Here is a 25,785-nt window from a genome sequence, read left to right on the forward strand (position 1 = left end):
ATTCTGGCAATTGGTTCATTAGATAAAAAGTATCTAGTAATGGGCTATGAAACTTTTCTTGAACGAATTAAGCATTATGCAAAATTAGAAATTATTGAATTAAAAGAAGTTAATAATAATAATAATAATAATAATAAACAAGTAACAATTAATGAACAAACAGCATTAGTAATAAAAAAACTATTAGATTATTCAGAATATTATTTTAATTTTGTAGAAAACTCTTGATTAAATAAAAAAAATCATCAATATGATAACTTTAAAAGAAAATTATATAAACTTTTAATATTGTTATTTAACTTTTTTATACGTTAAAATATAATACCGATGATTGTTGGTTTGGCGTTAAACCTTTATGCTGGTATTTTCATTTTCAGAGATTTAAATAATTTTGAATGTTCGCGAAACCTAAGCCATGATAATGAATTAAGGATTCTTTAAGATTTGATTGTAATTTACTAATTTTATTTAACTTCCGATAACTAGCATCAGGATTTGCACTAGTTTTAGTTGCTAATAAAATAGAATTTGTTTGTTTTGCTACTAATAAATATAATGGTTGCCTGTCAGAAATAATAATTGAATTTTCTTTGATTAATTGTTTATTAATATTTTCAATAATTCACTGTTTTTGTAATCGTTTTGTGTTGGTTGATTTAACATAAATATTATTATTGCTATCAACAGCCATTTGAACACAACATTTAGTGTTGGTTGAAAATGAATCAAGATGAATTTTTCTTTTATCAAATTTATCTTTAAAATTACCTTTGTGGATTTCTTTAATAAATGTTTCATCAATTTGAATTTGGCCATTTAACGTTTTAAATTTTAATTGGGTGTTTTCTAATTGTTTTGATTTCATTATTTTTTGGCGATTATATCAAGCGGTTTTCGGTGATGTTTTAATAAAGTGGGAAATCATTTTACTAGATTGCCCTAATAATGAAATTTGAATCAATAAATTTCACTGTTCATAATTTAAATGACTTCAATACGTAAAATGATCACGAAAAGCATCAAAACTAGCACGACATTTTTTGTATAAATATTTTTGTTTTCCTTCAGGATTATGACCATTTTTAACACAATAAAAAGATTGACAATTAGGACATTTAATACCTTTATCCCTAAATTTTTGTTCAATTTCATTTAAGCGTTTTTGTTTTTTAATTAATTCTGCTTCTTTTTTGACTTTTTCATGAAATTCTAAAAATTGATCATCTGTTAAACTATTTATTAATTCTTCAATTATTTTTTCCATTAATTATTCACCTCTTATATTAAAAATATACCTAATTTTAGGTATATTTTATAAATATCAAGAGTTTTCTACAAAATTAAAGAAATATTTTAATTTTTTTCTTAAAAAAGACTTGCATTATTGCCTATTATCCAATAAAATAAATAAGCATGTATATTTTGTGTAGACATCTTTTGTGGTCTATCACCGATACACTGATAGGCGTTGCAAATGTTTACACAAAAAATATGAATAAATTAGGAGGAAAAATAATGGCTCAAACTAAAATGAGAATTAAATTAAAAGGTTTTGATCACCGTGTGGTTGATCAATCAATTAAAAAAATCATTGAAGCAGCTCAAGCAGCAGGAGTAGAGGTAAAAGGACCAATCCCTTTACCAACTGATCGTAATATCATTACTATTTTAAGAGCAACTCATAAATATAAAGATTCAAGAGAACAATTTGAAATGAGAACACATAAAAGAATTATTGATATTATTAATCCTGATGGTTCAAAGGTAATTGACACTTTAAAAAGAGTGCAGTTACCAAGTGGTGTAGAAATTGAAATGAAATAAATAACCATTCTTAAATTTAATTTATAGACAAGATATACATGACGTATTTTCAAGGAGGAAAGAAATGAAAGGAATCTTAGGGCGCAAAATTGGTATGACACAAATTTTTGCTACCGATGGTAGATTAATACCAGTTACAGTAGTTGAAGTAGAACCTAATGTTGTTTTACGAGTGTTGACAAAAGAACAAAATAGTTATCAAGCGCTTCAATTAGCTGTCGAAGATAAAAGAATTAGCTTGGTTTCAAAACCAGACCAAGGACAATTCAAAAAAGCGAATACAACACCTAAGCGCTTCGTTAAAGAAATCATAAATATGGATGGTTATAATCCTGGCGATATTATTAAAGCTGATATTTTTACTGCTGGGGAATTCGTTGATGTTACAGGAACTTCAAAAGGGAAAGGATTTACCGGTTCAATTAAAAGACATAACTATTCACAGGGGCCAATGGGACATGGCTCAGGTTATCACCGTGGTGTTGGGTCAATGGGAGCTATTGCCCCAAATCGAATTTTAAAATCTAAAAAAATGCCTGGACATATGGGAACCGAAAAAGTAACAATTCAAAATTTAGAAGTTATTGCAATTGATACTGAAAAAAATGCTTTATTGGTAAAAGGTTCAATTCCAGGTCCAAAAAAACAGTTTGTAGTTATTAAAGAAGCAATTAAAGGTTTAAAACCAAATACACCAACAGAACTAGTTAAAAGAACTATTGAAACAAAAACACCAGAGCCCACAGCAAAAGAAGAAAAACCAGTTGAAGGAGTTGTTGATGCAACAGTTGATACAACCCCAACGGCAGTCACTGATGCACACCAGCCAGCATCAAAGACAGAATAGTTTTGTAGAAAGGAATTTTAAAATGAAATTACAAGTACTTGATGCGAAGGGAACAAGCGTTAAAGAAATTAGTGTAAATGATGACATTTGAGGAATTGAGCCACATCAGCAAGCAATGTTTGATGCTGTTATTGCGCAACAGGCCGCAATGCGTCAAGGCACACACAAAACTAAGACAAGAACTGAAGTATCTGGTGGGGGAAGAAAACCTTGAAGACAAAAAGGAACTGGTCGTGCTCGCCAAGGTTCAATTAGAGCACCGCAATGAAAAGGGGGGGGGGTTGTTTTTGGTCCAACTCCAGAAAAAAATTATTTAAAACATGTCAATAAGAAAGTCAGAAAATTAGCAATTAAATCTTCATTATCGTTGAAAGTTCAAGAAAAAAATATTATGATAATTGATCAATTTGGAATTGACAAACCTTCAACAAAAGCAATGGTTGAAGTTTTAAATAATTTAAAAGTTAATGGTGAAAAACTATTAATTATTACCACAGAAGGTGATGAAGTTAATTTTAAATCATCACGTAATATTGAAAAGGTAAATATAATTACATCAGCTGGTATTAATATATATAATTTATTAAATGCAAACAAATTATTAGTAACAGAAAAAGCAATAAAAGCAATTGAAGAGGTGTACGCATAATGCATATTACAAATGTCATAAAAAAGCCAATTTTATCAGAAAAAACATATCATAATATGGCAAATGGGGTTTATACTTTTGAAGTTGCGCGTACAGCAAATAAAGTTCAAATTAAAAAAGCTTTTGAAAAAATCTTTGAAGTAAAGGTTGAAAAAGTTAATGTTATTAATTATGACCCAAAAGAAAAGAAAATGGGAAAATTTGTTGGAGAGACAACATATACAAAACGTGCAATTATTAAATTAAAACCAGGTGAGAAATTAGATTTATTAGGAGAAGATAAATAATTCCAGGATACACTATCTGGGACTGTTTATTGGCGAAATAGGAGGATAAATAAAAATGCCAATTAAGAGTTTTAAACCAGTCACACCGAGTCGTCGCAATATGACGTCATTAGATTATTCCGTGTTGACAACTGACCGCCCGAAAAAATCATTAATTGAAACTCGAAAAAAACATGCTGGTCGTAATAACCAAGGAGTTATTACAACAAGACATAAAGGTGGCGGCCACAAAGTTAAATATCGTATTATTGACTTTAAACGTAATAAGGATAATATTATTGGAAAAATTGCAACAATTGAATATGATCCAAATCGTAATGCCTTTATTTGTTTAGTTAATTATGTTGATGGTGAAAAAAGATATATTTTAGCACCAAAAACCATCAAAGTTGGAATGCAAATTGTTAGCGGCGAGAAAACGGATATTAAAGTTGGAAACTGCATGAAATTAAAAAACATTCCAGAAGGGACTGTTCTACATAATTTAGAATTACGGCCAGGCAAAGGTGGTCAATTAGCTCGTTCGGCTGGTTCATCAGTGCAATTATTAGGGAAAGATGAAGATGGTAAATATGTCACAATTCGATTAACATCAGGTGAAGTTTGTAAAGTTTTAGGAGAATGTCGAGCAACAGTTGGTGAAGTTGGAAACGAAGACTACGCCCTAGTAAATTGAGGAAAAGCAGGACGAAACCGCTGACGTGGAATTCGTCCAACTGTTCGTGGGTCAGTTATGAACCCAAATGATCACCCACATGGTGGGGGAGAAGGTAAAGCTCCGGTTGGTCGAAAAGCACCAATGACACCATGAGGTAAAAAAGCATTAGGAGTGAAAACTCGTAACAAGAAAAAAGCTTCAACTAAATTAATCGTTAGAAGACGTACTAAATAATCTTACTAATTAGGGTCAATCCGACAAATAATAGTTGAAAGTAAAAATCAAAATTAGAGAGATTATATATAGGAGGCAAAACAATGTCACGAAGTCTAAAAAAAGGGCCATTTGTTGATAAACATTTACAAAAAAAAGTTGAAGCGTTGAATGCTGCGAATAAAAAAGAAGTTGTTAAAACTTGATCAAGAAGAAGCGTTATCTTCCCAGAATTTATTGGTCATACTTTTGCTGTCCACAATGGAAAAGAACATATTCCAGTTTATGTTACCGAAGATATGGTTGGTCATAAATTGGGAGAATTCTCACCAACAAGAAAATTTGGTGGACATGGCGATGATAAGAAGAAGAAAAAATAATTAAATTCAGAAAGTGAGTATTATATAAATGTATGTAAGAGCAAACTTAAGAAGTATTAGAATATCGCCACGAAAAGTAAGGCTAGTTACCGATTTAATTCGGAATAAAAAAGTGGGAGACGCAATAGTTATTCTTAACAACACAAACAAAAAATCATCAGTTCCAGTTCAAAAATTAGTTAAATCAGCGGTAGCAAATGCCGTTAATAATAATGGATTGGATGCTGATCGCTTATTTATTAAAGAAATATTCGTTAACGAAGGACCAACATTAAAACGTTTCCGTCCGCGTGCACATGGGCGAGCATATGAAATATTGAAGAGAACAAGTCACATCACAGTTACTGTTAGTGATGGACAACAATAAGAAAGGAAGATAACAAGAGGTGGGTCAAAAAGTTAGTCCAACAGGATTACGCGTTGGAGTTATTAAAACGTGAGATTCAAGATGATACGCTGAAAAGCAAGAATATGTCAAATGATTGCATCAAGATATAAAGATTAGAAAAGCTCTAATGAAAAAATTAAAAGGAGCAAGTGTTTCTAAAATTGAAATTGAACGAACAAAAAAAGAAATTGTTATCTTTATTAGAACTGCTCGTGTTGGTGTTGTCTTAGGACAAGAAGGAAAAAATATCGCAAAATTAGTAAAATTAGTAAATGTTACAATTGGCGATCGTAAAATAGAAGTAAAAATTAATGTTGTTGAAATTAAAAACCCATACACTGATGCACAATTAGTGGCAAATACCATTGCTGAACAGATTGTTAATCGTGCATCATTTAGAAGTGTCCAAAAATTAGCAATTAAAAAAGCAATGAAAGCTGGAGCACAAGGAATTAAAACTTCCGTTTCAGGACGTTTAGGTGGCGTAGATATGGCGCGAACAGAAGGATATACTGAAGGAACCGTACCATTAGCAACTTTACGTAGTGATATTGATTATGCTTTAGCAGAAGCTTTAACAACCTATGGTCAAATTGGAGTTAAAGTTTGAATTTGTAAGGGAGAAATCTTAAGCAAAGAATTAGTTTCCACAAGTGATGAAAAACCAAAGTTTGAAAAACGAGACTTTAATCGTTTAAACAATAATCGTCGTGATCAAGGGCCAAAATCACACCCTGCTGCTAAGGAGGCAAAATAATGTTATTACCAAAAAGAACAAAATATCGTCGTCCGCATCGTATTAAATATGAAGGAAAAGCAAAAGGAAATACGAAAGTAGATTTTGGAGAATTTGGATTAAAATCACTAGATGGAGCGTGAATTACAAACCGCCAAATTGAAGCAGCGCGGATTGCAATGACACGTTATATGAAACGTTGAGGAAAAGTTTGAATTAGAATTTTTCCTCATATGGCAAAAACAAAAAAACCATTAGAAGTTCGAATGGGTTCAGGAAAAGGTTCGCCCGAAGAATGAGTAGCAGTTGTTAAAACAGGAACTGTTATGTTTGAAGTAGCAGGTGTTTCTGAGGAAACTGCCCGTGAAGCATTACGATTAGCAATGCATAAATTACCAGTAAGATGTAAGATTGTTAAAAAAGGAGAAGAGTAAGAGATGAATGATTTAACCAAAAAATCAGTTGAAGAATTGAAAAAACTGGAAGAAGAATCGCGTGCTGAATTATTTGCGTTACGATTCCAATCAGCAATGGGGAATTTAGAAAAACCACATCGCATTGGGGAATTAAAAAAGCAAATTGCTCGCATTTTAACAATCTTATCTGCTCGTAAAAAAGATGGGGAAAACACTGCAATTAATGTTAAAGTTAATTTAAATGAAACATATGCGAAAATTGAAAAAGAATCACAAGCATTTGCAAAACAACGCAAGGCAAAAATTGAGCAAATGATGGCTGAGCAACAAGCTGCTGAAGGAGAAATGACAAATTTAATGGATTTACCATTAAATGACGCAATGTACTTAACAGAAGAAGCTGTTGCTTCAACAACAGGAGAAGCGAATGTTATTGATGAACAAAAAACACCAGTTGCTGCAAAGAAACCAGCGGGTGTTAAAGATTCTCCTAAGAAAAAAGTTGTTTGGGAAGAAAAACCGGCAACTGGAAAAGCAGCCACATCAGCTGTTAAAAAAGCCCCAGTGGCTAAAAAAGATGTTGCACAAGAAACTAAAACTGATAAGAATGCAACATTAAAAACTTTAATTAAAGAAAAAGCTGCGGCAAAGAAACCAGCAGCAAAAAGTAAAACAACAACACCAAGCGGCAAAACAACAGTAACTGTTAAATCAGTTACTTCGGCTAAAGCAGATATTGAAGTACCAAAAGGAACAAAAAAAGCAGAACCAACAAAAAAAAATAAAAAAACAACTGAACTTAATACAAAAGAAAAATTAGCAGCAATTAAAAGTTCTGTTGCGATGGGTGGCACTGCAAAAGGGCGTGGCTCAGGAGTTAAAATTGATTTAGAATTAAAAGCAAAAGACCCTAACGCAAAAGAATATACTTATGGTACAAATTGAAAAGAAAATCGTGATAAAATCTTAACCGCTGGTAAAACAACAAAAAAAGCCGATGACAAAACAACTAAGAAAGGGACAGGGAAAAAATAATGGAAAGAAATAGTCGTAAAGTCTTACAAGGGCGTGTTATTTCAGATAAAGCTGAAAAAACAATTACTGTTTTAGTTGAAACATATAAAAATCACCCCTTATATAAAAAACGTGTAAAGTATTCAAAAAAATATTTAGCACACGATGAACAAAATCAAGCCCACATTGGAGATAAAGTAAGCATTATGGAAACGCGTCCTTTATCAAAAACTAAACACTTTCGTCTAATTGAAGTTATTGAAAAAGCAATTGGTTAGTAAGAAGAGGATAAAAAAATGATCCAACAAGAATCAAGATTAAAAGTTGCTGATAACTCTGGGGCAAAAGAAGTGTTAGTAATTAAAAATTTGGGTGGTTCATGACGAAAGTTTACTAATATTGGGGATATTGTTGTATGTACAATTAAAAAAGCAACCCCTGGTGGAATTGTCAAAAAAGGACAAGTTGTTAAAGCGGTTATCGTGCGTACTAAACGTGGTTTAAAACGAAGTGATGGAACACAAATTCAATTTTCAGAAAATGCTGTAGTATTAATTAAAGATGATAAAAACCCACGAGGAACAAGGATTTTTGGGCCAATCGCCCGGGAAGTTAAAGATGCTGGTTTTGTAAAAATTGCATCATTAGCACCAGAAGTATTATAGGAGGCTATATTATGAATAAAGTTAAATTTAAAAAAGGTGACTTAGTGAAAGTTATAGCCGGAAAACATAAAGGAACAGAAGGACCAATCATTCGTGTCTTACGTGAAAAAAGTCGCGTGGTAATCGAAGGAATTACAAATATTAAACATGTTAAACCTTCACAAGATAACACTGAAGGAGGAATTCAACAAGTTTCCGCTTCAGTTCATATTTCAAATGTTGCATTAATTGATCCAAAAAATAAAAAAGAAATTACTAAAATTAGTTATCAAATTGCTGATAATGGTAAAAAAGTTCGCATTGCTCGTAAATCAAAAGCGCATTTAGCGTAGAAAGGAATAATGATTAATAATGAATGTTAATTTAGAAAAAAAATATAAGAATACAATTGTTAAAGAATTATTCAAAGAGCAAGGTTTTCAATCAATAATGCAAGTTCCTGTTGTTAAAAAAATTGTTGTTAACATGGGAGCTGGGGATGCAACACAAAATAGTAAAGTAATTGAAGATATTACAAATGAATTAGCATTAATAACTGGGCTGCGACCAGTTGTTACCAAAGCTAAAGGTTCAATTGCTTCCTTTAAATTACGTGAAGGAATGCCAATTGGATCAAAAGTTACTTTGCGTGGGAAAAAAATGTATCAGTTTTTAGATAAACTAATCAACATTGCTTTACCACGAGTAAGAGATTTCCGCGGGCTTAATAAAGATGCCTTCGATGGGCGTGGAAATTATACCTTAGGAATTAAAGAACAAATTATTTTCCCTGAAATTGACTATGATAAAGTTAAAATAGTACGGGGAATGGATATTACAATTGTCACAAGTGCAACAAATGATGCTGATGCTCGAGCATTATTAAGCAAAATGGGAATGCCATTTAAAAAATAGGAGGAAAGAAGATATGGCCAAAAAATCATTAAAAGTTAAACAACAATGCCATCCAAAATTCAAGGTAAGAGGTTATACTCGATGTGGAAACTGTGGGCGACCTCATGCTGTGTTACGTAAATTTGATTTATGTCGTTTATGCTTTAGAAATTTAGCAAGTAAAGGACAAATTCCTGGGGTTAGAAAAGCTTCATGATAGAAAGAGAGATTAATTAATTATGATGATTGATACAATCGCTGATATGTTAACAAGAATTCGCAATGCTAATCAACGTTTGCACAAAAGTGTAAAAATGCCGTCAAGTAAAATGAAAGTAAGAATTGCTGAGATTTTGAAAGAAGAAGGCTATGTCGAAGACTTTAAAGTATCAGGAGATATTAAAAAAGACTTAACGTTAACTTTAAAGTATAAAGGTAAAACAAAAGTTATTTCAGGATTAAAACGAATCTCAAAACCAGGTTTAAGAGTTTATGTAACCGTTGAAGAAGTACCTCAAGTTTTAAATGGGATGGGAATTGCAATTATTTCAACAAACCAAGGAATTATGACAGACAAAGCAGCAAAACAAGCTCACTTAGGTGGGGAAGTTATTGCTTATGTGTGATAGAAATATTTAAAGGAGAGCAAAACAATGTCTAGAATTGGTAATAGAGAGTTAAAAATTCCAGTTGGTGTTGAAGTAACAATTCAACCAAATAATGTTATTGTAAAAGGCGTAAAAGGACAATTAGAACAAGCAATTCCAAGTGTTATTACTGTTGCCGCCAAAGAAGGTGTTGTGACAACAACTAGAACAAATGATGTGAAACATAGTAAGCAATTACATGGCACAATTAATTCTTTAATTCAAGGAATGTTAGAAGGTGTCAGCAAAGGTTTCAAAAAAGAATTAGAAATTAATGGAGTAGGGTATCGTGCGGCGTTAGCTGGTAATAAGTTAACGTTAAGTTTAGGATATTCCCATCCGATTGAATATAAAATTCCGCAAGGAATTACAATTACACTTCCAAAACCAACACAAATTATTGTGGAAGGAATTTCAAAACAATTAGTTGGTGAAGTAGCTGCAAACATCATAAATTATCGTAAACCAGAACCTTACAAAGGCAAAGGAGTTAAATACAAAAACGAACACATTATCCGTAAAGAAGGAAAATCTGCTGGTAAATAGCAGAAGAAAGGAATAACAACAATGGCAAATTTACAAAGTCAAAGTCGTAATGCAAAACGAAAAAGAAGACATTTTCGTGTTCGTGCCAAAATTAATGGTACAACAGCTCTTCCTCGTTTAAATGTGTTTAAATCAAATGGGCATTTTTATGCCCAATTAATTGATGATGTTAAGCAAAAAACAATTGTTGCAGCCTCAACATTAAAAATGGCTGGTTTAAAATCAACAAGCAATATCGCGGCAGCAGAAAAAGTTGGCGCTGAAATTGCAAAAAAAGCACTTGAAAAAAAAGTTACAACGGTAGTATTTGATCGCGGTGGATATTTATACCATGGCAAAGTAAAAGCATTTGCAGAGGCTGCTCGTAAAGCAGGACTGAAATTTTAAAAGGAGCAATAAGAAAAAATGGCAGAGAATAAAACAGATTTAAAACCAATTACAGGAAACTCAGCTCAATTAGCTGCAAAAAAAGAAGGACCACAACATAATTTTCGTCAAGGCAATCAACGTTTTGAACGTAATAATGATCGTCGTGGTGATGAAAATATGTTTGAAGAAAAAGTCGTAAAAATTCGTCGGGTTACTAAAGTAACAAAAGGAGGGCGTCATTTCCGCTTTGCAGCAGTTGTTGTGATTGGTGATAAAAAAGGCCGCGTTGGTTTTGGGACTGGGAAAGCAAACGAGGTTCCTGATGCAATCAAAAAAGCAATTAAAGAGGCAAAAAAACAATTAGTAAAAGTGCCACTGGTGGGAACAACTGTTCCGCATGAAGTTATTGGTCATTTTGGAGCAGGGAAAGTATTAATTAAACCAGCTCGCAAAGGGACAGGAGTTATTGCTGGAGGACCAGCCCGAGCTGTGATTGAATTAGCAGGTTTAGCAGATGTTTATACAAAATCATTAGGATCAAATACCCCAATTAATATGATTTGTGCAACATTAGATGGTTTAAGTAATTTACGAACAATTGATCAAATTGCAAAATTACGTGGTAAAACCGCAGAAGAGTTACAAGGATAAGAGGACAGGACAATGAAATTAAACGGATTACAGTATACTGATGGAGCCCGTCATAGTAAGAAACGACTAGGACGAGGAACTTCATCAGGATTAGGAAAAACAGCCGGTAAAGGACATAAAGGGCAAAATGCCCGCACCGGTGGTGGTGTTCGCCCTGGATTTGAAGGGGGACAAACTCCTATCTTCCGTCGTTTACCAAAGGTTGGTTTTACTAATTTAACAACCAAAAAATATGTCTTATTAAACTTAAGTGATTTGGAAAAATTAGGATTAAATGAAATTAACCATCAAACATTAGTTGCCAAAAAAGTGCTAAAAAATGAAAAAGAATTAATTAAAATATTAGGTAATGGTACAATATCTAAGAGTATTAATGTTAAAGTAAACAAAGTTTCGCAAACTGCAAAAACAGCAATTGAAAAAGCTGGAGGAAAAGTGGAGGTAATATAGTGAAAACTAAAGCGAAAAAAAGAAAAATTACTCGCCGTAATCGCGAGGTTGAAATTGTTAAATCATCAAATTTTTTTGTTAAAAATAAAGATTTGATTAAACGAATTTGTTTTACTTTATTAATTTTAGTTTTAATTCGTTTAGGTAGTTATTTAACAGTCCCAGGCGTAAAAATTTCACCTGACTTTCAAGATTTATCAAACAATGATCAGTTCTTTAGTTTGATTTCAATGTTAGGAGGAGGAACGCTTGGAAAGTTTTCAATTTTAGCTTTAGGAGTATCACCATATATTACTGCTTCGATTATTGTGCAGTTATTATCAACCGATGTAATTCCGTCTTTATCACGCTGAGCAAAAAGTGGAGAACGTGGGCGGAAAAAAATAGATCGCTTAACAAAGTGATTAACAATTCCATTTGCAATTATGCAAGGAATTGCCACAATTTTTACTATGGCAAACCAAGGCATTATTTCTCCAAAATGAAATTCATCTGATTTTGGAACTGGAAGTACGATCTTTTATTATACATTAGTTCCAACAGCCTTAATTGCAGGAACAATGTTAATGCTTTGATTAGCAGAACAAATGACAATTAGAGGGATTGGTAATGGGGTATCATTAATTATTTTTGCTGGAATTGTTGCGCAATTACCAAATAATTTACAAACAACCTTTAAATTCTGAATTTCAGGACAAGAAGACATTAACTTATTATTTGATGGAATTTTAAAATTCTTAGTGTATGTTGTAATGTTCTTATTGGTTGTCTTATTTGTTGTAATGTTAAATGAATCAGAACGTAAATTGCCAATTCAGCAAACAGGAAGTGGTTTTGTATCCGGAAATGAAGAAACCCGCCCTTTCTTACCATTAAGAATTAATTCCGCTGGAGTTATTCCCGTAATTTTTGCCTCGGCATTAATTTCAGCCCCAATTACTGTTGCACAGATTATTAGTGTAAGTAATCCAAATAATGGTTTTGTGCAATTTACCAATAATTATTTATCGTTTAGTACATGACCAGGAATTATTATTTATGCAATTTTAACAATTTTATTTACTTTCTTATATTCGCAAGTACAAATGAATCCTGAAAAAATTGCTGAGAATTTTCAGAAGGCCGGAACCTTTATTCCTGGTGTCCGCCCTGGGAAAGAAACTGAAAAATACATTAAGGAAACAATTAACCGTTTAAGTATTCTGGGGTCAGTCTTTTTGGCGGCAATTGCAATTTTACCTTATGTGATTAGTAAATTAACAGCTTTACCAAGTGCATTAGCAATTGGAGGGACAGGGTTAATTATTATGGTATCAGTCGCATTAGAAACAATGCGTCAAGTTAAAGGGCGAATTATGCAACGAGCGTTTATTGATAAAAAGTCACAACAATTAACGGATGATACTAAAGATTCATATTTATGATAGAAAGCCAAAGGAAAGTTGATGCGAAATTTTATTTTGTTAGGAGCTCCTGGCAGTGGAAAAGGAACCCAATCAGACCATTTAGTCAAAAAGTTTGGTTTTACGCATATTTCAACCGGTAATATTATTCGCGATAATATTAAGCAAAACACACCATTAGGTATTTTATGTCAACAGTATGCTGACCAGGGAAAATTAGTTCTTGATGATATTATGATTCAAATGGTTGAAAATCATTTAGAAACAGTAACTGGTGATTTAATTTGAGATGGTTTTCCGCGCACAATTGCGCAAGCAAAAAAATTAGATCAATTATTGCAAAAACTAAATAGCAAGGTTGATCATACATTATATTTTGAAATTGATGAAGCAAAGTTAATCGAACGAATTACGGGGCGTTTAACTTGTCCAACTTGTGGACGAACATATCATAAAACAGCATTGCCGCCAAAAGTAGCATGAGTTTGTGATGATGATCAAACCCCATTAGTACAACGAAAAGATGATAATGAAGAAAAAATTAAAATTAGATTAGCGGCATATCATGCTGATACTGCACCGTTAATTGAATATTATTTAAATCAGCAAGTATTAACCGTTATTGATGCTGATATGGAAGGAAATGCTGTCTGAGACCAAATTATGGCAGTTTTAAAATAACGGGGATTGGAGGTAATAGATAAAATGGCTAAAACTGATTTATTGAAAGTACAAGGAACAATTTTAGAAGTATTGCCAAATACAATTTTTAAGGTGCAATTAGAAAATGGTGCAACTATTTTAGCTCACGTTTCGGGTAAAATCCGGATGAATTACATTCGCATTTTACCCGGCGATACAGTAGTTGTTGAAATGTCACCTTATGACTTAGAACGTGGGCGTATTGTTTTTAGACATAAATAAACAAAATAACAAAAATTTTGGTAAAGGAGAATACACGATGAAAGTAAGATCATCAGTTAAAAAAATCTGCGACAAATGTCGTGTAATTAGAAGAAAAGGGTGCGTGATGATAATTTGTTCACATCCAAAACATAAACAACGACAAGGTTAAAAAGGGAGGAAAAGAACATGGCACGTATTGGCGGAGTAGATATTCCAAATGATAAGCGCGTAGTAATTGCGTTAACATATATTTATGGAATTGGAAAACCACAATCACAACAAATTTTAAAAGAAGCAAAAATATCAGAAGATATTCGGGTGAAAGATTTATTAGAAGATGAATTAACAACAATTAGAAATGAAATTGCCAAATTAAAAACCGAAGGAGACTTACGACGCGAAGTTGCCTTGAATATTAAACGTTTAATGGAAATTGGTAGTTATCGTGGAATGCGTCATCGTAAAAGTTTGCCAGCACGCGGACAGTCGTCAAAGCAAAATGCACGAACAGTTAAAGGACCACGTAAAACAGTTGCTAATAAGAAAAAATAGTAGATAAGGAGAACAATTATGGCTGTTAGAAAAAAAACAAATAAGAAAAAAGTTAAAAAAAATGTCCTAAAAGGAATTGCACATATTCATTCAACTTTCAATAATACAATTGTTACCCTTTCTGATGAAGCGGGTAATGTCATTTCATGAGCGTCAGCAGGAGCAATGGGTTTTAAAGGAAGTAAGAAGTCAACTCCTTATGCTGCCCAAATGGTTGCTGAAGCAGCTGGAAAAGCAAGCCAAGAACACGGAATGAGTAGTGTTCAAGTTGAAGTAAAAGGGCCAGGCCCAGGGCGTGATGCTGCGGTACGGAGCATTCAAGCAATTGGATTAGAAATCACTTCAATTAAAGATGTAACGCCAATTCCTCACAATGGGGCACGTCCACCAAAAAGACCAAGAGGATAGGAGAAAGATTAGGCGATGAAACAATTTATTAGACCAGAATTTAAATTACAAGCAGAAGATAAAACCAATAATTACGGAAAATTTTTAGTTGAGCCGTTAGAACGAGGATTTGGTGTTACATTAGGAAATGCGATACGTCGAACATTACTATCAGCAACACCAGGAGCCGCTGTTTTTGCTGTTCGAATTAAAGGTGCCTCGCATGAATTTACTGCTATTCCCGGTGTTGTTGAACATGTTACAAAAATAATTTTAAATATTAAAAATTTAGTATTAAAAATTAATCGAGATATTATTCCAGATGGAGAGTCAGTAATTTTAAAAGTGGTTTCTTCAAAAGAAGGAGAAATTTACGCAAGAGATTTAGTTGTCCCAACTGGAGTAGAAGTTATTAATGGTGATTTATTATTAGCAACAATTGCTAAAGGTGGAGAATTAGACTTGGAGCTACATGCTCGTAATTCACGTGGGTATAAATCATTTACAGATAATAAAAAAGAAAAAAAATATGCTGATTTAATTGTAATTGATTCAAACTATTGTCCAATTCAGCGTGTGGCATATAATGTTGAACCAACAAAGGTTGGGAAAAATGCTGACTTAGAAAAATTAGAATTAGAAATTCAAACTGATAGTTCAATTACGCCAGTTAATGCTGTTACAATGGCAGCAAAAGTTATTATTGAGCATTTAGAATTATTTGTTAACTTGAATGAAACAATTAAAGCAACCCAAATTATTTCATCTGAAGCAGAAGCTGAAGAAGATGAAATAGATCGTAGCATTGATGAACTAGAGTTTACGCAGCGTTCACAAAATTGTTTAAAAAGAGCAAAAATTGATACTTTGCGTGATTTAGTTTCAAAATCAGAAGATCAAATTCAAGAAATTAGAAACTTAGGAAAAAAATCATTAACAGAAATTAAAGATAAAGTGGCCCAATTAGGTTTACACTTTCGACGTGATTAAGAGAGGTGAAAAAGGATGTCATACCAACAAAAAAGAGGGAAAAATACTGCATGAAGAAATGGCTTAATGCGTAATTTAGCAACCGAATTAATTATTAATGAACGGTTGGAAGTAACAGAAACACGCGCAAAAGAATTACGCCGTCATGTTGATAAATTAGTGTCACTAGGAAAACGACAAGATTTACATGCTCGTCGTCGTGCTGCTAGTTTTTTACGTGATATTGATGCAAATGAAAAGGAAACCGCATTACAAAAATTATTTAATGGCATTGCCAAAAAATATAAAACTCGTAATGGTGGTTATACACGCATTTTAAAATTAGATAATCGTAAAGGAGATAATGCTCTGATGGTGATTATTGAATTAGTCTAACCAAAAAACTAACTGTTGTGTCGTTAGTTTTTTTTCTTTTTATGATAAAATAAAACCTGAAAGGAATTTAACGATGATTACAATTAAAACAGACCAAGAAATTGAATATATGCGCAAAGCTTGTTTAACATTAAAACAAATTCATCAAGAATTAAAAGCGATGATTAAACCAGGAATAACAGGCGTAATGCTTAATCATCGCGCAGAAGAAATTATTCGAGCAAATAATTGCCAACCAAATTTTAAGGGTTTATATGGTTTTCCCGCTGCCATTTGTGTTTCTTTAAATGAAGTTTTAGTGCATGGAATTCCAAATCATACGCCATTTGTAGAAGGTGACCTTGTTTCTGTTGATGCAGGTTGTTCATATGAAGGTTATAATAGTGATGGTGCTTTTACTGTAATTGTTGGAAAACCTCGAACAGCAGAACATGTGAAGTTATTAACTGTCACTGAAACAGCATTAGCAAAAGCAACCGCAATTTTAAAACCAGTAGTACGAATTGGTGATATTGGTGAAACAATTCAAACATATGTTGAAGGAGAAGGTTTTTTCTTACCAACTGAATTTACTGGCCATGGAATTGGGCGTGAATTACATGAAGAACCAATGATTCCTAATGTTGGAACAGCGGGGGTAGGAATGCGCTTACAAGCTGGAATGACGATTTGTATTGAACCAATGGTTCAAATTGGGACTAAAGCAATTAAAATGTTAGATGATAATTGAACGCCAGTGTCAGCTTTACACTTATGTAGTGCACATTTTGAAGATACAATTTTAATTACTACGACTGGATATGAAGTTTTAACTTAATTGTTTTTAAAAATAATAATGGTGCCGAATGCTTAATAAGGTATTTGAACCATTTTTTAATTTTCTTGTTAATGAATTGAAAAATTGGTAATTATTGTGTACCATAAATTAGTAGGGCTTTATGTTTAACATGAAGGGAGATATTATGCGATTTAAACAAAGAAATTGAGTTTGAAAAATTAATATTTTTGGCAAACATATTAAAGCTGGAGCAGGAAAACGAAATCCGTTTGATTATGCCCGAGTTAAAAAAATGACACGAGAATTAATTAAAAAACAACGATTAGAAGCAAAAGCAAATAAAAATAATAACTATCAATTTTAAAAAAACATACTAAGAAAGTATGGTTTTTTAAATTATTTATTAAGTTGATAACTATTTTTAATTTTTTGATAAATCATTGTTTTGCAGTCTTTATCAAGAAATCCAATAAATGTAAAAACACCAACAAAATGATAACCAATACCTATTTTTTTCATTTAATTTTGCAAAAGTAATTAATTGGGTTTGACGTTCTAATTGTTTTTCTCCTAATTTTTGTTGTTTTGTCTGATCATTTGTGTCATTAAAATAATAAATATAATTTCAGTCATCGGACATATAATTTGCATATCCCTTTTAATTGCTAATTCTTTTTGTGCGAGAGAAACAATATTAGGAAATCAAACTTGTTGATAATGATTAATATTATAGCCACTTGCTAAAGTTAAAAGCTGATTTTCATCAGTAAATAAGGTGCTCAAGACAACAAAAATTGTTCGAAATATTATTTTATCATCAGTTGTAATTTATTTTTGTTGCAAAATTTTTTGTAATGTTTCATTTGTCATTTGATGAATCTTTCTTTTTAAATTTGTAAATTATTTTACTTTTCTAATATAATAATTATACTAAAAAGATATTAAAATGTTATAATTATGGCAAGAATTGATTGAGAGAGGGAATTAGAATGTTTTTATCATTTCTTATTGTAGCGCAAAATAATCAGACAAAATTAATGAAAACTTTACTATCAATTAAAGAACAAACAAGTGACGATTATGAAATTGTTTTAATTGATGATAATGGATTCCAACCAAAATCACCACTCTTAGAATTTATGAATGAATGCTTTTATAATATTGGTAAACAAATTCAAATAATTACAAATTTACGAAGTCAAGGATTTTCATATGGTATTAATACCGCTATTTCAATTGCACAAGGAGATTTTTTTATGATTGTTGATGAAGGACAGACAATTCATAAAACAGCAGTTGCAGTTTTAAAAGAAAAAGTTGAAACATATCAAGTTGAACATAAAAAAGTTGATATGCTTGAATTTCGTTTACATTATGCGAATTCAAAGGAAAAAAGCGAAATTTGAAATAAATGTAATGTTTTACTATCACCTAAAACTAATAAAGAAGTGTTAGCATATATTAATTACTCACTTTTTACAAAGATATTTCGTCGAAACCTTATTTTACAAAAAAATATTACATTACTTGATTATCGTCGTACCGATACTTTCTTTATTTATAACGCATTAGTTTATACTGGGGGATTTGTTGCAATTAAAGATGTGCTAGTTGATTATGAATTAGGAATTGTTAATTATAGTGTTTTTGATTTAATTAAACAATGAATTTATATTTTTAATTTATATCGTGATTTAAATTTATATCGTGAATATCAAGAAGAATTAGAATATGCTTTTATTCGCTTTTGCTTAGTAACATTTTTAGAAATTGTTAGTTTACAAAACAATAAAAGATTATCAATTAAAGCTATCCATAGTGCCGAAAATAAACTAGAACGTCGTTATAAAAGTTTTATGAAAAATAAATATCTTAAAAATGTAAAAGAACCACAATTTAAAATGATTGTTGCTGATATTAAAGGTTTTATTAAACATTGAAAACTAGAAAATACAAAATAAATAATGCAAGAGTTAGCAAACAATAAAAATTCAGCTGCTACTATGATGTCAAAACCAGAAGAAGAATATCAGCTTCATCAATTAGCGCGTCCAGTTCGTGTGATTTTTGTTCGTTTCTTCGATATTATTTTAGCGAGTTTAATTCCCTTAGTATTAACTTTAACGATGAAGTATTGAGATCAAGCTCGAACAATTTGAGCGCCTATTTTAGTTATTGCCGTTACTTTTGTTCTTTTCTTTCTTTATTTTGTTCTTATTCCTTATTTTTGAGATGGTAAAACAATTGGAAAATTTTGTTTTCAAATTAAATTAGTTACGAGTGAGGCAAAATTAAAATTAGCAGTTATTTTTACTCGTGAATTATTTATTACATTTTTACCTTGATTTGTTGTTTTATTGACAAATTTAAGTTTAAATTTAATTTTTGAAGTTAGTTTAAGTTATTTGTTTCGGACAACTAATAAAAATCCAATCGCATTAATTATTATTCGAACTATCACAACAATTTATTTTTTATGATACCTTGGTTTAATCTTTGGTTTAGTGTTAAATCCAAATCATCAAATTTTATTTGATCGTCATTTTCATTTATTTACTGTAAAGAAAAATCCAATTCCTAAAAAACAACCAATAGTACCAAAAGAATTAATAACAAGAAAAACAAAACATATTCATTTACAAGAAAACCAACCAGGAAATATTTCTGATGAAATTTTAAAAGAAATTGATGAATTATAGGGTAAAATGTAATTGTTTGTAAAGAAAGGTAGAATATCATGGTCAATGAATTTATTGAAAGTTTAAATCCAAATCAACGCGAAGCTGTTTTAATAATTACTGGACCAGTGCGAATTATTGCTGGAGCTGGAAGTGGCAAAACACGCGTTATTACTAACAAAATTGCATATTTAATTAAATATGCTAATTTGCAACCATGACGCATTTGTGCTGTTACATTTACTAATAAAGCTACTAATGAAATAAAAACCATTATTGTTGATATGATTGGAAATAGTGGTCAGCGTTGTATGATTGCAACTTATCATGCCCTATGTGTTCGTATTTTACGAGAAGATATTATTCATTTAAATTATGATCGTCATTTTAATATTATTGATATGGCAGACCAAGATGGTATCATTCGTAATATTTATAAAACATTACTTGTGAAATATGATGCACAAGAAGCAAAAATGGTGAAGAATTTTATTTCCAAATGAAAAAATGACTTTATTAGCCCTAATAGCGCAAAAGCATCAGCAAATGGCGATGAAGTGCGGTGAGCAGAAGTTTATGACACTTATGAAAAACGTTTACGAGAGATAAAAAGCGTTGATTTTAATGATTTAATTTTATTAACATATAAGTTATTTAAAAATAATGGGGAAGTATTGAAAAAATGACAAAATCGTTTTGATTATTTTTTAGTTGATGAATTTCAAGATACCAATGAATTGCAATTTGATATTATTAAATGATTAGTTGGTGACAATCACAATATTACTATTGTTGGGGACCCTGATCAAACAATTTATTCGTGACGAGGAGCAAAAATTAATTTAATTTTAAATTTTGATAAGTATTTTCCGCATACACAAACAATTTTTTTAAATGAAAACTATCGGTCAACACAAAGCATTTTATCATTAGCTAATAATTTGATTATTCATAATAAAAATCGCATTGAAAAAGATTTATTTACTATCAAAGTTTTAGGGCAATTACCAATTTTATATCACGGTGCTAATAGTAGTGATGAAAGTGATTTTATAGCTCGTAAAATTAAAACTTTAATTAAAGAAGAAAATTATGCTTATAATGATATTTTAATTTTATATCGCTCCAATTACTTATCGCGTGATTTAGAGGTGGCTCTTGCTGATTATGGTCTTTCATATCGTATTTTTGGTGCTTTTAAATTTTATGAACGAAAAGAAATTAAAGATGCGCTTGCTTTTTTAAAAATAATTATGAATAATGATCCTTTAGCCATTGAACGGATTTTGTTGTTAACGCCAAAAATTGGTCCAAAATCATTTGAACAAATTATGCAAATATTAAAAGAACAACAAATAATGTTTACAACATTATTAGATCAACATTTTGATTTATTGCCATTAAATCTTCAACATAGTTTAAATAAAGTGCGAGAAGCAATTGTCCTAGCATTAGCACAATTACCAACTGCTAAGTCAATTGAAAGTTTATTAGTTCTTCTATTAGATAAAACAGGTTATTTGAAGCGTTTACGAGATAACTATGAAGAAGAACGAGAAGAAAATATTTTAGAATTAATTGCGTCAGTTGTTAAATTTGATCAGCAAAATAAGGAATTAGAAGGAACAGAATTATTAAGTGAATATTTACAATTAATTTCATTACAAACTGATAGTGATAGTGATAGTGATAATTTAACTGATAATACTATTTCTTTAATGACAATTCATAATGCAAAAGGATTAGAAAAAAAGGTTGTTTTTATTGTTGGTTTAAATGAAGGAATCTTTCCAACAACACAAGCTATTAAAATGGGAACCGAACAATTAGAAGAAGAGCGCCGAACCTTATACGTTGCCATTACAAGAGCAGAAGAATTGTTGTTTATTAGTTATGCTGATGGTTATTCATATATTACGGGTAATGAACGCTTTGAATCACGATTTATTAAAGAGTTAGATAGCGATTTTTATGAAAAAGTTAATAGCGAAAGATTGTTTAGTAAGCCAAAGTCAATTACTATTTCTTATAGTAATCAAAGTGAAAAACAATCACGAGCTGCCTTTAATCTTAAAAAAAACATTGAGTCATCTTTTAAAACTAATCCATGAAAAGTAAATGATGCAGTTAGTCATGAATTATTTGGAATTGGAGTTGTTGTTAAAATCATTGCGCAAAATATCCAAATTGTTTTTCCGAGTCCTTATAATGTTAAGATTATTTCAGAAGATAGTCAAGCAATTAAAAAAGTGGAATAATAAAAGAAAATAACAATGCCAAATATTTGAAATTTTTATTTAAAAACATAAAAAATTGTTAAGGGATAATATACTTATTTTTGTTTTTTTGATATAATGAGTGAGTATATTTTAAAGGAGGAAATTTAATGGCATCATTTAAAGCTGTTATCGCTGATCTTGTTGGGATGCATGCACGTCCAGCGGCATTAATTGTAGGAGAAGCAGGAAAATACCAGTCAGATATTACTATTTTCTCAGGAGGAAAAAATGGTAACTTAAAATCAATCATGACTATTATTGCATTGGGAATTCATCAAGGTGCAGAAGTAGAAATTGTTGCAACTGGTTCTGATGAATACGCTGCAATTGCAGGGATTGAAAAAGTAATGAAGGATAACAAGGTTATTTAGGATAATTTTATTAAATATACAAAAATTAAAAAATAATAGATTTATCTATTATTTTTTTGTATATTTTTGTTACTTGTTTCTTTCTTAGTATTTTAAGGGAAAATTATTATATAATAATGAGGAGGTTTATGAAATGGTAATTCTTGCAATTGAGACAAGCTGTGACGAAACTAGTATTGCTATTTTTAAGAATGGAAAAATTTTAGCAAATATTATTTCATCACAAATTAAAGAACATACAAAGTACGGCGGAGTTGTGCCAGAACTTGCTTCGCGGTTACATTTAAAAAACTTTTCTTATGTTCTACTTGAAGCTTTGCAAAAAGCTAATATTCATATAACAGAATTACAATACATTGCATACACAGCAAAACCAGGTTTAATTGGAGCACTACATATTGGGAAAACAATAGCAGAAACATTGTCTAATTATTTAGAAATTCCAATTTTACCTTTAAACCATTTATATGGTCATATCTATGCTAGTGCAATCGATAATGATTTTTTATTTCCTCTTTTAGCAGCGCTAGTTAGTGGCGGTCATACTCAGTTAATATTAATGAAAAAACATTTGAATTTTGAAATTTTAGGATCAACATTGGATGATGCAATTGGTGAATGTTATGATAAGGTTGCTCGAATGTTGGACTTAGGGTATCCGGGCGGGCCTGTTATTGATAAGCTCGCAGCGACAGGGACAACAACACAATATAACTTACCATTACCATTAAATGATCAAAGTTATAATTTCTCTTTTAGCGGATTAAAATCAGCTGTGGCTAATTTAATTGCAAAAGAACAACGTAATACTAAAATTAACTTGTCTAATTTTTGTGCGACATTTCAAAAAACATGTGTTGATATTATTATGCGAAAAACAAAATTAGCAATTCAAAATTTTCAACCGCAAATGGTTACGTTAGTCGGTGGAGTTTCAGCTAATAGCGCATTACGAGCAGCAATTTTAAATTTAGCAACACCAAATTTAAAAATAGTTATTCCAAAATTAGAATATTGTACGGATAATGCTGCAATGATTGCTCGGTTAGCAGCGCAAGAAATACTGGAAAATAACATAAAAGGAGATTAGATAAAATGGCATCATTTTTATTAAAATTAGAAACATTCGATTCAAATAATTTTACTAAAAAAGAAAATGAAATTATTAAATATATTAAAGAAAATATGAAAGAAATAACAACAATGAATATTGAAGTTTTAGCGCAGTAAGTAAATACTGGTTATAGTGCAATATATGGTTTGTTACGAAAAATGCAAATTAATGGTTATTGAGACTTTTTAATTGCGATTGCTGCTGATATTGAAATTAAATCATTAGATTTTTAAAATATGGAGAGTCTAATGAAGAAAACATATTTTGATATTCTTAATCAAAATGATATGATGATTAATAATGAAAAGATGAATCAAACAATTAATGGAATGGCAACACTTTTTAGGACACTTTTTATATAGACATTTGTTTTCTAAAAGTAACTGGAGATAAATAATTTAAACTGCCATGAATTCGAATATTGTTATATCAATGCACAAAATCAAAAAGTTCGTATTTTAATTGTGTTAAATTTTTAAATTTTTTACCCTTAATAAATTCAGTTTTAAAAGTTTTGTAAGTTGTTTCAGCCACAGCATTATCATAAGGGCAGCCTTTATTGCTTAATGATCTTTTAATATTAAATATTAAAAGTTATTAAAATTTCATCAATGATTTTATTTTTAAACTCATTACCACGATCAGTATGAAATAGAGTTATTTGATTTAATGGTCGTGTTATTTTATGAAAAGCTTGTTGGACCAGTTCGGCCGTTTTATTCGGCCCAGCACTATAACCAATTATTTCACGATTAAACAAGTCAATTAATAAACAAATATAATGTCATTTAGCGCCAACTTGAACATATGTTAAATCACTAACAATAACTTCATTAGGTTTTTTGTTGTTAAATTGACGATTTAAAATATTATTAATTTGGTCATTATTGACTGTTGTTTTATGATTATGATATTTTAATTTGGTGTATTTAGAAACCAAATTATTTTTGATCATAAAGAATCTGATTTTTCGCCGCGATAAGATGATATCTTTTCTGTTTAAAATAACTTTAATTTTGCGAGCCCCATAAATTTTGCGGCTTTTATTAAAGGCACTGATAATTTCTTGTTCATAATTATTAACTTGCTTGTTAATACATTTATTAGTTTTATAATAATATGGATAGGCCACAATTATTAGGGCCATAATTATATAGACTTCAAAATTAGATAAAATTATTAAGAAAGAAGGAATATAAAAATGGGAAATAAAACTTCATACTCTGAAGAATTTAAAAAACAAATTGTCATGCTATATAAAAATGGTAAAAGTGTTATTAATCTAGGGCAAGAATATAATTTACCAAAACCAACTATTTATAGTTGAGTTAAAAATTATAATAATTATGGTTCATTTAAAGCAAAAGACAATCGCACACTAGAAGAAAATGAAATAATAACTTTACGAAAAGAACTTAAAGACTTGAAAATGGAAAATGACATTTTAAAGCAAGCCGCACTGATAATGGCCAAAAAATAACAATAATTAATAACAACAAAACAAAATATTCAGTAAGAAAAATATGTAAGATTTTGGGTTTATCAAAATCAACGTATTATTATCAAACTAATAAATGTATTAACAAGCAAGTTAATAATTATGAACAAGAAATTATCAGTGCCTTTAATAAAAGTCGCAAAATTTATGGGGCTCGCAAAATTAAAGTTATTTTAAACAGAAAAGATATCATCTTATCGCGGCGAAAAATCAGATTCTTTATGATCAAAAATAATTTGGTTTCTAAATACACCAAATTAAAATATCATAATCATAAAACAACAGTCAATAATGACCAAATTAATAATATTTTAAATCGTCAATTTAACAACAAAAAACCTAATGAAGTTATTGTTAGTGATTTAACATATGTTCAAGTTGGCGCTAAATGACATTATATTTGTTTATTAATTGACTTGTTTAATCGTGAAATAATTGGTTATAGTGCTGGGTCGAATAAAACAGCCGAACTGGTCCAACAAGCTTTTCATAAAATAACACGACCATTAAATCAAATAACTCTATTTCATACTGATCGTGGTAATGAGTTTAAAAATAAAATCATTGATGAAATTTTAATAACTTTTAATATTAAAAGATCATTAAGCAATAAAGGCTGCCCTTATGATAATGCTGTGGCTGAAACAACTTACAAAACTTTTAAAACTGAATTTATTAAGGGTAAAAAATTTAAAAATTTAACACAATTAAAATACGAACTTTTTTATTTTGTGCATTGATATAACAATATTCGAATTCATGGCAGTTTAAATTATTTATCTACAGTTACTTTTAGAAAACAAATGTATATATAAAAAGTGTCCTAAAAAGTGTTGCCATT

General features: G+C 30.6%; 42 protein-coding genes. 38 read left to right on the forward strand and 4 right to left on the reverse strand.

Going from position 1 to position 25,785, the window contains the following annotated elements:
* Positions 1–39: 39 nt before the first annotated feature.
* On the forward strand, positions 40–315 hold the full coding sequence (locus AAHM76_RS03710) for a hypothetical protein (RefSeq protein ID WP_342256737.1): 276 nt from the start codon (positions 40–42) through the stop codon (positions 313–315).
* Here the strand turns inward: AAHM76_RS03710 and AAHM76_RS03715 are convergent.
* A complete protein-coding gene (locus tag AAHM76_RS03715; RefSeq protein WP_342256738.1) occupies positions 305–1,264 on the reverse strand; it encodes a transposase in 960 nt (319 codons plus the stop codon). The two genes, AAHM76_RS03710 and AAHM76_RS03715, sit on opposite strands and share 11 nt — an antisense overlap.
* Positions 1,265–1,515: 251 nt before the next feature.
* On the opposite strand from AAHM76_RS03715, the gene rpsJ reads away from it, so the two are divergent.
* The 30 genes from rpsJ to AAHM76_RS03865 all read left to right on the forward strand — a co-directional run bounded on the left by rpsJ (position 1,516) and on the right by AAHM76_RS03865 (position 17,368).
* Positions 1,516–1,824, forward strand: a complete 309-nt coding sequence (gene rpsJ / locus AAHM76_RS03720; RefSeq protein WP_342256739.1) for a 30S ribosomal protein S10 — start codon at positions 1,516–1,518, stop codon at positions 1,822–1,824.
* Between the two features lie 64 nt (positions 1,825–1,888).
* Positions 1,889–2,671 carry a 50S ribosomal protein L3 gene (gene rplC, locus AAHM76_RS03725; protein ID WP_342256740.1) on the forward strand — a complete coding sequence of 261 codons (783 nt, stop codon included), beginning with the start codon at positions 1,889–1,891 and terminating at the stop codon, positions 2,669–2,671.
* A 22-nt stretch (positions 2,672–2,693) separates the two neighbouring features.
* Positions 2,694–3,320, forward strand: a complete 627-nt coding sequence (gene rplD, locus AAHM76_RS03730; protein ID WP_342256741.1) for a 50S ribosomal protein L4 — start codon at positions 2,694–2,696, stop codon at positions 3,318–3,320.
* Positions 3,320–3,607 (forward strand): 50S ribosomal protein L23, encoded by a 288-nt coding sequence (gene rplW / locus AAHM76_RS03735; protein WP_342256742.1) that lies wholly within the window; start codon positions 3,320–3,322, stop codon positions 3,605–3,607. Before rplD ends, rplW begins: the two co-directional genes overlap by 1 nt.
* 55 nt (positions 3,608–3,662) lie before the next feature.
* Positions 3,663–4,499, forward strand: a complete 837-nt coding sequence (gene rplB, locus AAHM76_RS03740; protein WP_342256743.1) for a 50S ribosomal protein L2 — start codon at positions 3,663–3,665, stop codon at positions 4,497–4,499.
* A gap of 83 nt (positions 4,500–4,582) precedes the next feature.
* On the forward strand, positions 4,583–4,858 hold the full coding sequence (rpsS, locus tag AAHM76_RS03745; protein ID WP_004028426.1) for a 30S ribosomal protein S19: 276 nt from the start codon (positions 4,583–4,585) through the stop codon (positions 4,856–4,858).
* Between the two features lie 28 nt (positions 4,859–4,886).
* A complete protein-coding gene (rplV, locus tag AAHM76_RS03750) occupies positions 4,887–5,225 on the forward strand; it encodes a 50S ribosomal protein L22 (RefSeq protein WP_342256744.1) in 339 nt (112 codons plus the stop codon).
* A 19-nt stretch (positions 5,226–5,244) separates the two neighbouring features.
* Complete coding sequence (gene rpsC / locus AAHM76_RS03755; protein ID WP_342256745.1) at positions 5,245–6,003, forward strand: 30S ribosomal protein S3; 759 nt, start codon at positions 5,245–5,247, stop codon at positions 6,001–6,003.
* The gene (gene rplP, locus AAHM76_RS03760; protein ID WP_004028429.1) at positions 6,003–6,416 is read left to right on the forward strand and encodes a 50S ribosomal protein L16; all 414 of its coding nucleotides are present in this window, start codon (positions 6,003–6,005) and stop codon (positions 6,414–6,416) included. Before rpsC ends, rplP begins: the two co-directional genes overlap by 1 nt.
* Positions 6,417–6,419: 3 nt before the next feature.
* Positions 6,420–7,433 carry a 50S ribosomal protein L29 gene (rpmC, locus tag AAHM76_RS08490; RefSeq protein WP_425289439.1) on the forward strand — a complete coding sequence of 338 codons (1,014 nt, stop codon included), beginning with the start codon at positions 6,420–6,422 and terminating at the stop codon, positions 7,431–7,433.
* Positions 7,430–7,690 (forward strand): 30S ribosomal protein S17, encoded by a 261-nt coding sequence (rpsQ, locus tag AAHM76_RS03770; RefSeq protein WP_342256835.1) that lies wholly within the window; start codon positions 7,430–7,432, stop codon positions 7,688–7,690. Before rpmC ends, rpsQ begins: the two co-directional genes overlap by 4 nt.
* 18 nt (positions 7,691–7,708) lie before the next feature.
* Entirely contained in the window at positions 7,709–8,077 is a 369-nt protein-coding gene (gene rplN / locus AAHM76_RS03775; protein ID WP_004028433.1) for a 50S ribosomal protein L14, read from the forward strand.
* An 11-nt stretch (positions 8,078–8,088) separates the two neighbouring features.
* Positions 8,089–8,409: a 50S ribosomal protein L24 gene (rplX, locus tag AAHM76_RS03780; RefSeq protein WP_342256746.1), complete on the forward strand. Its 321-nt coding sequence runs from the start codon at positions 8,089–8,091 to the stop codon at positions 8,407–8,409.
* A gap of 19 nt (positions 8,410–8,428) precedes the next feature.
* Positions 8,429–8,971, forward strand: a complete 543-nt coding sequence (rplE, locus tag AAHM76_RS03785) for a 50S ribosomal protein L5 (RefSeq protein WP_342256747.1) — start codon at positions 8,429–8,431, stop codon at positions 8,969–8,971.
* Positions 8,972–8,984: 13 nt separating this feature from the next.
* Complete coding sequence (locus tag AAHM76_RS03790; protein WP_004028437.1) at positions 8,985–9,170, forward strand: type Z 30S ribosomal protein S14; 186 nt, start codon at positions 8,985–8,987, stop codon at positions 9,168–9,170.
* A gap of 19 nt (positions 9,171–9,189) precedes the next feature.
* On the forward strand, positions 9,190–9,579 hold the full coding sequence (rpsH, locus tag AAHM76_RS03795) for a 30S ribosomal protein S8 (protein ID WP_114564644.1): 390 nt from the start codon (positions 9,190–9,192) through the stop codon (positions 9,577–9,579).
* A gap of 24 nt (positions 9,580–9,603) precedes the next feature.
* Entirely contained in the window at positions 9,604–10,143 is a 540-nt protein-coding gene (gene rplF, locus AAHM76_RS03800) for a 50S ribosomal protein L6 (protein WP_342256748.1), read from the forward strand.
* A gap of 21 nt (positions 10,144–10,164) precedes the next feature.
* Positions 10,165–10,530, forward strand: coding sequence for a 50S ribosomal protein L18 (rplR, locus tag AAHM76_RS03805; RefSeq protein ID WP_342256749.1), 366 nt, complete (start codon positions 10,165–10,167; stop codon positions 10,528–10,530).
* A gap of 18 nt (positions 10,531–10,548) precedes the next feature.
* Positions 10,549–11,163, forward strand: coding sequence for a 30S ribosomal protein S5 (gene rpsE / locus AAHM76_RS03810; RefSeq protein WP_425289440.1), 615 nt, complete (start codon positions 10,549–10,551; stop codon positions 11,161–11,163).
* 12 nt (positions 11,164–11,175) lie between these two features.
* Positions 11,176–11,613, forward strand: coding sequence for a 50S ribosomal protein L15 (rplO, locus tag AAHM76_RS03815; protein WP_342256750.1), 438 nt, complete (start codon positions 11,176–11,178; stop codon positions 11,611–11,613).
* Positions 11,613–13,040, forward strand: coding sequence for a preprotein translocase subunit SecY (secY, locus tag AAHM76_RS03820; RefSeq protein WP_342256751.1), 1,428 nt, complete (start codon positions 11,613–11,615; stop codon positions 13,038–13,040). The genes rplO and secY overlap by 1 nt, the downstream gene beginning before the upstream one ends.
* 18 nt (positions 13,041–13,058) lie before the next feature.
* The gene (locus tag AAHM76_RS03825) at positions 13,059–13,697 is read left to right on the forward strand and encodes an adenylate kinase (RefSeq protein ID WP_342256752.1); all 639 of its coding nucleotides are present in this window, start codon (positions 13,059–13,061) and stop codon (positions 13,695–13,697) included.
* A 24-nt stretch (positions 13,698–13,721) separates the two neighbouring features.
* On the forward strand, positions 13,722–13,940 hold the full coding sequence (infA, locus tag AAHM76_RS03830; RefSeq protein ID WP_342256753.1) for a translation initiation factor IF-1: 219 nt from the start codon (positions 13,722–13,724) through the stop codon (positions 13,938–13,940).
* A 37-nt stretch (positions 13,941–13,977) separates the two neighbouring features.
* Positions 13,978–14,091 carry a 50S ribosomal protein L36 gene (gene rpmJ / locus AAHM76_RS03835; RefSeq protein WP_342256754.1) on the forward strand — a complete coding sequence of 38 codons (114 nt, stop codon included), beginning with the start codon at positions 13,978–13,980 and terminating at the stop codon, positions 14,089–14,091.
* Positions 14,092–14,108: 17 nt separating this feature from the next.
* The gene (gene rpsM, locus AAHM76_RS03840; RefSeq protein ID WP_342256755.1) at positions 14,109–14,474 is read left to right on the forward strand and encodes a 30S ribosomal protein S13; all 366 of its coding nucleotides are present in this window, start codon (positions 14,109–14,111) and stop codon (positions 14,472–14,474) included.
* Between the two features lie 18 nt (positions 14,475–14,492).
* Positions 14,493–14,882 (forward strand): 30S ribosomal protein S11, encoded by a 390-nt coding sequence (gene rpsK / locus AAHM76_RS03845; RefSeq protein ID WP_004028449.1) that lies wholly within the window; start codon positions 14,493–14,495, stop codon positions 14,880–14,882.
* 15 nt (positions 14,883–14,897) lie between these two features.
* Positions 14,898–15,851, forward strand: a complete 954-nt coding sequence (locus tag AAHM76_RS03850; RefSeq protein WP_342256756.1) for a DNA-directed RNA polymerase subunit alpha — start codon at positions 14,898–14,900, stop codon at positions 15,849–15,851.
* Between the two features lie 15 nt (positions 15,852–15,866).
* Positions 15,867–16,226 carry a 50S ribosomal protein L17 gene (rplQ, locus tag AAHM76_RS03855; protein ID WP_342256757.1) on the forward strand — a complete coding sequence of 120 codons (360 nt, stop codon included), beginning with the start codon at positions 15,867–15,869 and terminating at the stop codon, positions 16,224–16,226.
* Between the two features lie 73 nt (positions 16,227–16,299).
* The gene (gene map, locus AAHM76_RS03860) at positions 16,300–17,043 is read left to right on the forward strand and encodes a type I methionyl aminopeptidase (protein WP_342256758.1); all 744 of its coding nucleotides are present in this window, start codon (positions 16,300–16,302) and stop codon (positions 17,041–17,043) included.
* A 145-nt stretch (positions 17,044–17,188) separates the two neighbouring features.
* Entirely contained in the window at positions 17,189–17,368 is a 180-nt protein-coding gene (locus AAHM76_RS03865; RefSeq protein WP_342256759.1) for a hypothetical protein, read from the forward strand.
* A 32-nt stretch (positions 17,369–17,400) separates the two neighbouring features.
* Here AAHM76_RS03865 and AAHM76_RS03870 read toward each other — a convergent pair whose 3' ends face one another.
* On the reverse strand, positions 17,401–17,523 hold the full coding sequence (locus AAHM76_RS03870; protein WP_342256760.1) for a hypothetical protein: 123 nt from the start codon (positions 17,521–17,523) through the stop codon (positions 17,401–17,403).
* A 470-nt stretch (positions 17,524–17,993) separates the two neighbouring features.
* Here AAHM76_RS03870 and AAHM76_RS03875 point away from each other — a divergent pair, with 470 nt between their 5' ends.
* The 6 genes from AAHM76_RS03875 (at position 17,994) to AAHM76_RS03900 (ending at position 23,562) form a co-directional block, all read left to right on the forward strand.
* Positions 17,994–18,965 (forward strand): glycosyltransferase family 2 protein, encoded by a 972-nt coding sequence (locus AAHM76_RS03875; protein WP_342256761.1) that lies wholly within the window; start codon positions 17,994–17,996, stop codon positions 18,963–18,965.
* Positions 18,966–18,968: 3 nt separating this feature from the next.
* Positions 18,969–19,703, forward strand: a complete 735-nt coding sequence (locus tag AAHM76_RS03880) for an RDD family protein (protein ID WP_342256762.1) — start codon at positions 18,969–18,971, stop codon at positions 19,701–19,703.
* A 38-nt stretch (positions 19,704–19,741) separates the two neighbouring features.
* Complete coding sequence (locus AAHM76_RS03885; protein ID WP_342256763.1) at positions 19,742–21,940, forward strand: ATP-dependent helicase; 2,199 nt, start codon at positions 19,742–19,744, stop codon at positions 21,938–21,940.
* Positions 21,941–22,068: 128 nt separating this feature from the next.
* A complete protein-coding gene (locus tag AAHM76_RS03890; RefSeq protein WP_342256764.1) occupies positions 22,069–22,332 on the forward strand; it encodes an HPr family phosphocarrier protein in 264 nt (87 codons plus the stop codon).
* 133 nt (positions 22,333–22,465) lie between these two features.
* On the forward strand, positions 22,466–23,422 hold the full coding sequence (gene tsaD / locus AAHM76_RS03895) for a tRNA (adenosine(37)-N6)-threonylcarbamoyltransferase complex transferase subunit TsaD (RefSeq protein WP_342256765.1): 957 nt from the start codon (positions 22,466–22,468) through the stop codon (positions 23,420–23,422).
* Between the two features lie 5 nt (positions 23,423–23,427).
* Positions 23,428–23,562: a hypothetical protein gene (locus AAHM76_RS03900; RefSeq protein WP_342256766.1), complete on the forward strand. Its 135-nt coding sequence runs from the start codon at positions 23,428–23,430 to the stop codon at positions 23,560–23,562.
* Positions 23,563–23,800: 238 nt separating this feature from the next.
* Here AAHM76_RS03900 and AAHM76_RS03905 read toward each other — a convergent pair whose 3' ends face one another.
* Both AAHM76_RS03905 and AAHM76_RS03910 read right to left on the reverse strand, forming a co-directional pair.
* Positions 23,801–23,980 carry an IS3 family transposase gene (locus tag AAHM76_RS03905; RefSeq protein WP_342255939.1) on the reverse strand — a complete coding sequence of 60 codons (180 nt, stop codon included), beginning with the start codon at positions 23,978–23,980 and terminating at the stop codon, positions 23,801–23,803.
* A 46-nt stretch (positions 23,981–24,026) separates the two neighbouring features.
* Positions 24,027–24,593, reverse strand: coding sequence for a DDE-type integrase/transposase/recombinase (locus AAHM76_RS03910; RefSeq protein WP_342256767.1), 567 nt, complete (start codon positions 24,591–24,593; stop codon positions 24,027–24,029).
* Between the two features lie 54 nt (positions 24,594–24,647).
* Between AAHM76_RS03910 and AAHM76_RS03915 the strand changes: the two genes are divergently transcribed.
* Positions 24,648–25,759 (forward strand): IS3 family transposase gene (locus tag AAHM76_RS03915; RefSeq protein WP_342256768.1). Its coding sequence is split into 2 segments (ribosomal slippage): positions 24,648–24,891 and positions 24,891–25,759, totalling 1,113 coding nucleotides; the frame shifts between segments, so codons are not numbered across the junction.
* The last annotated feature ends 26 nt before the right edge of the window (positions 25,760–25,785 follow it).

Origin of the sequence: Spiroplasma endosymbiont of Poecilobothrus nobilitatus, from assembly GCF_964030655.1 — a bacterium.
In the GTDB taxonomy this organism is placed as follows: Bacteria; Bacillota_I; Bacilli_A; order Mycoplasmatales; family Mycoplasmataceae; genus Spiroplasma.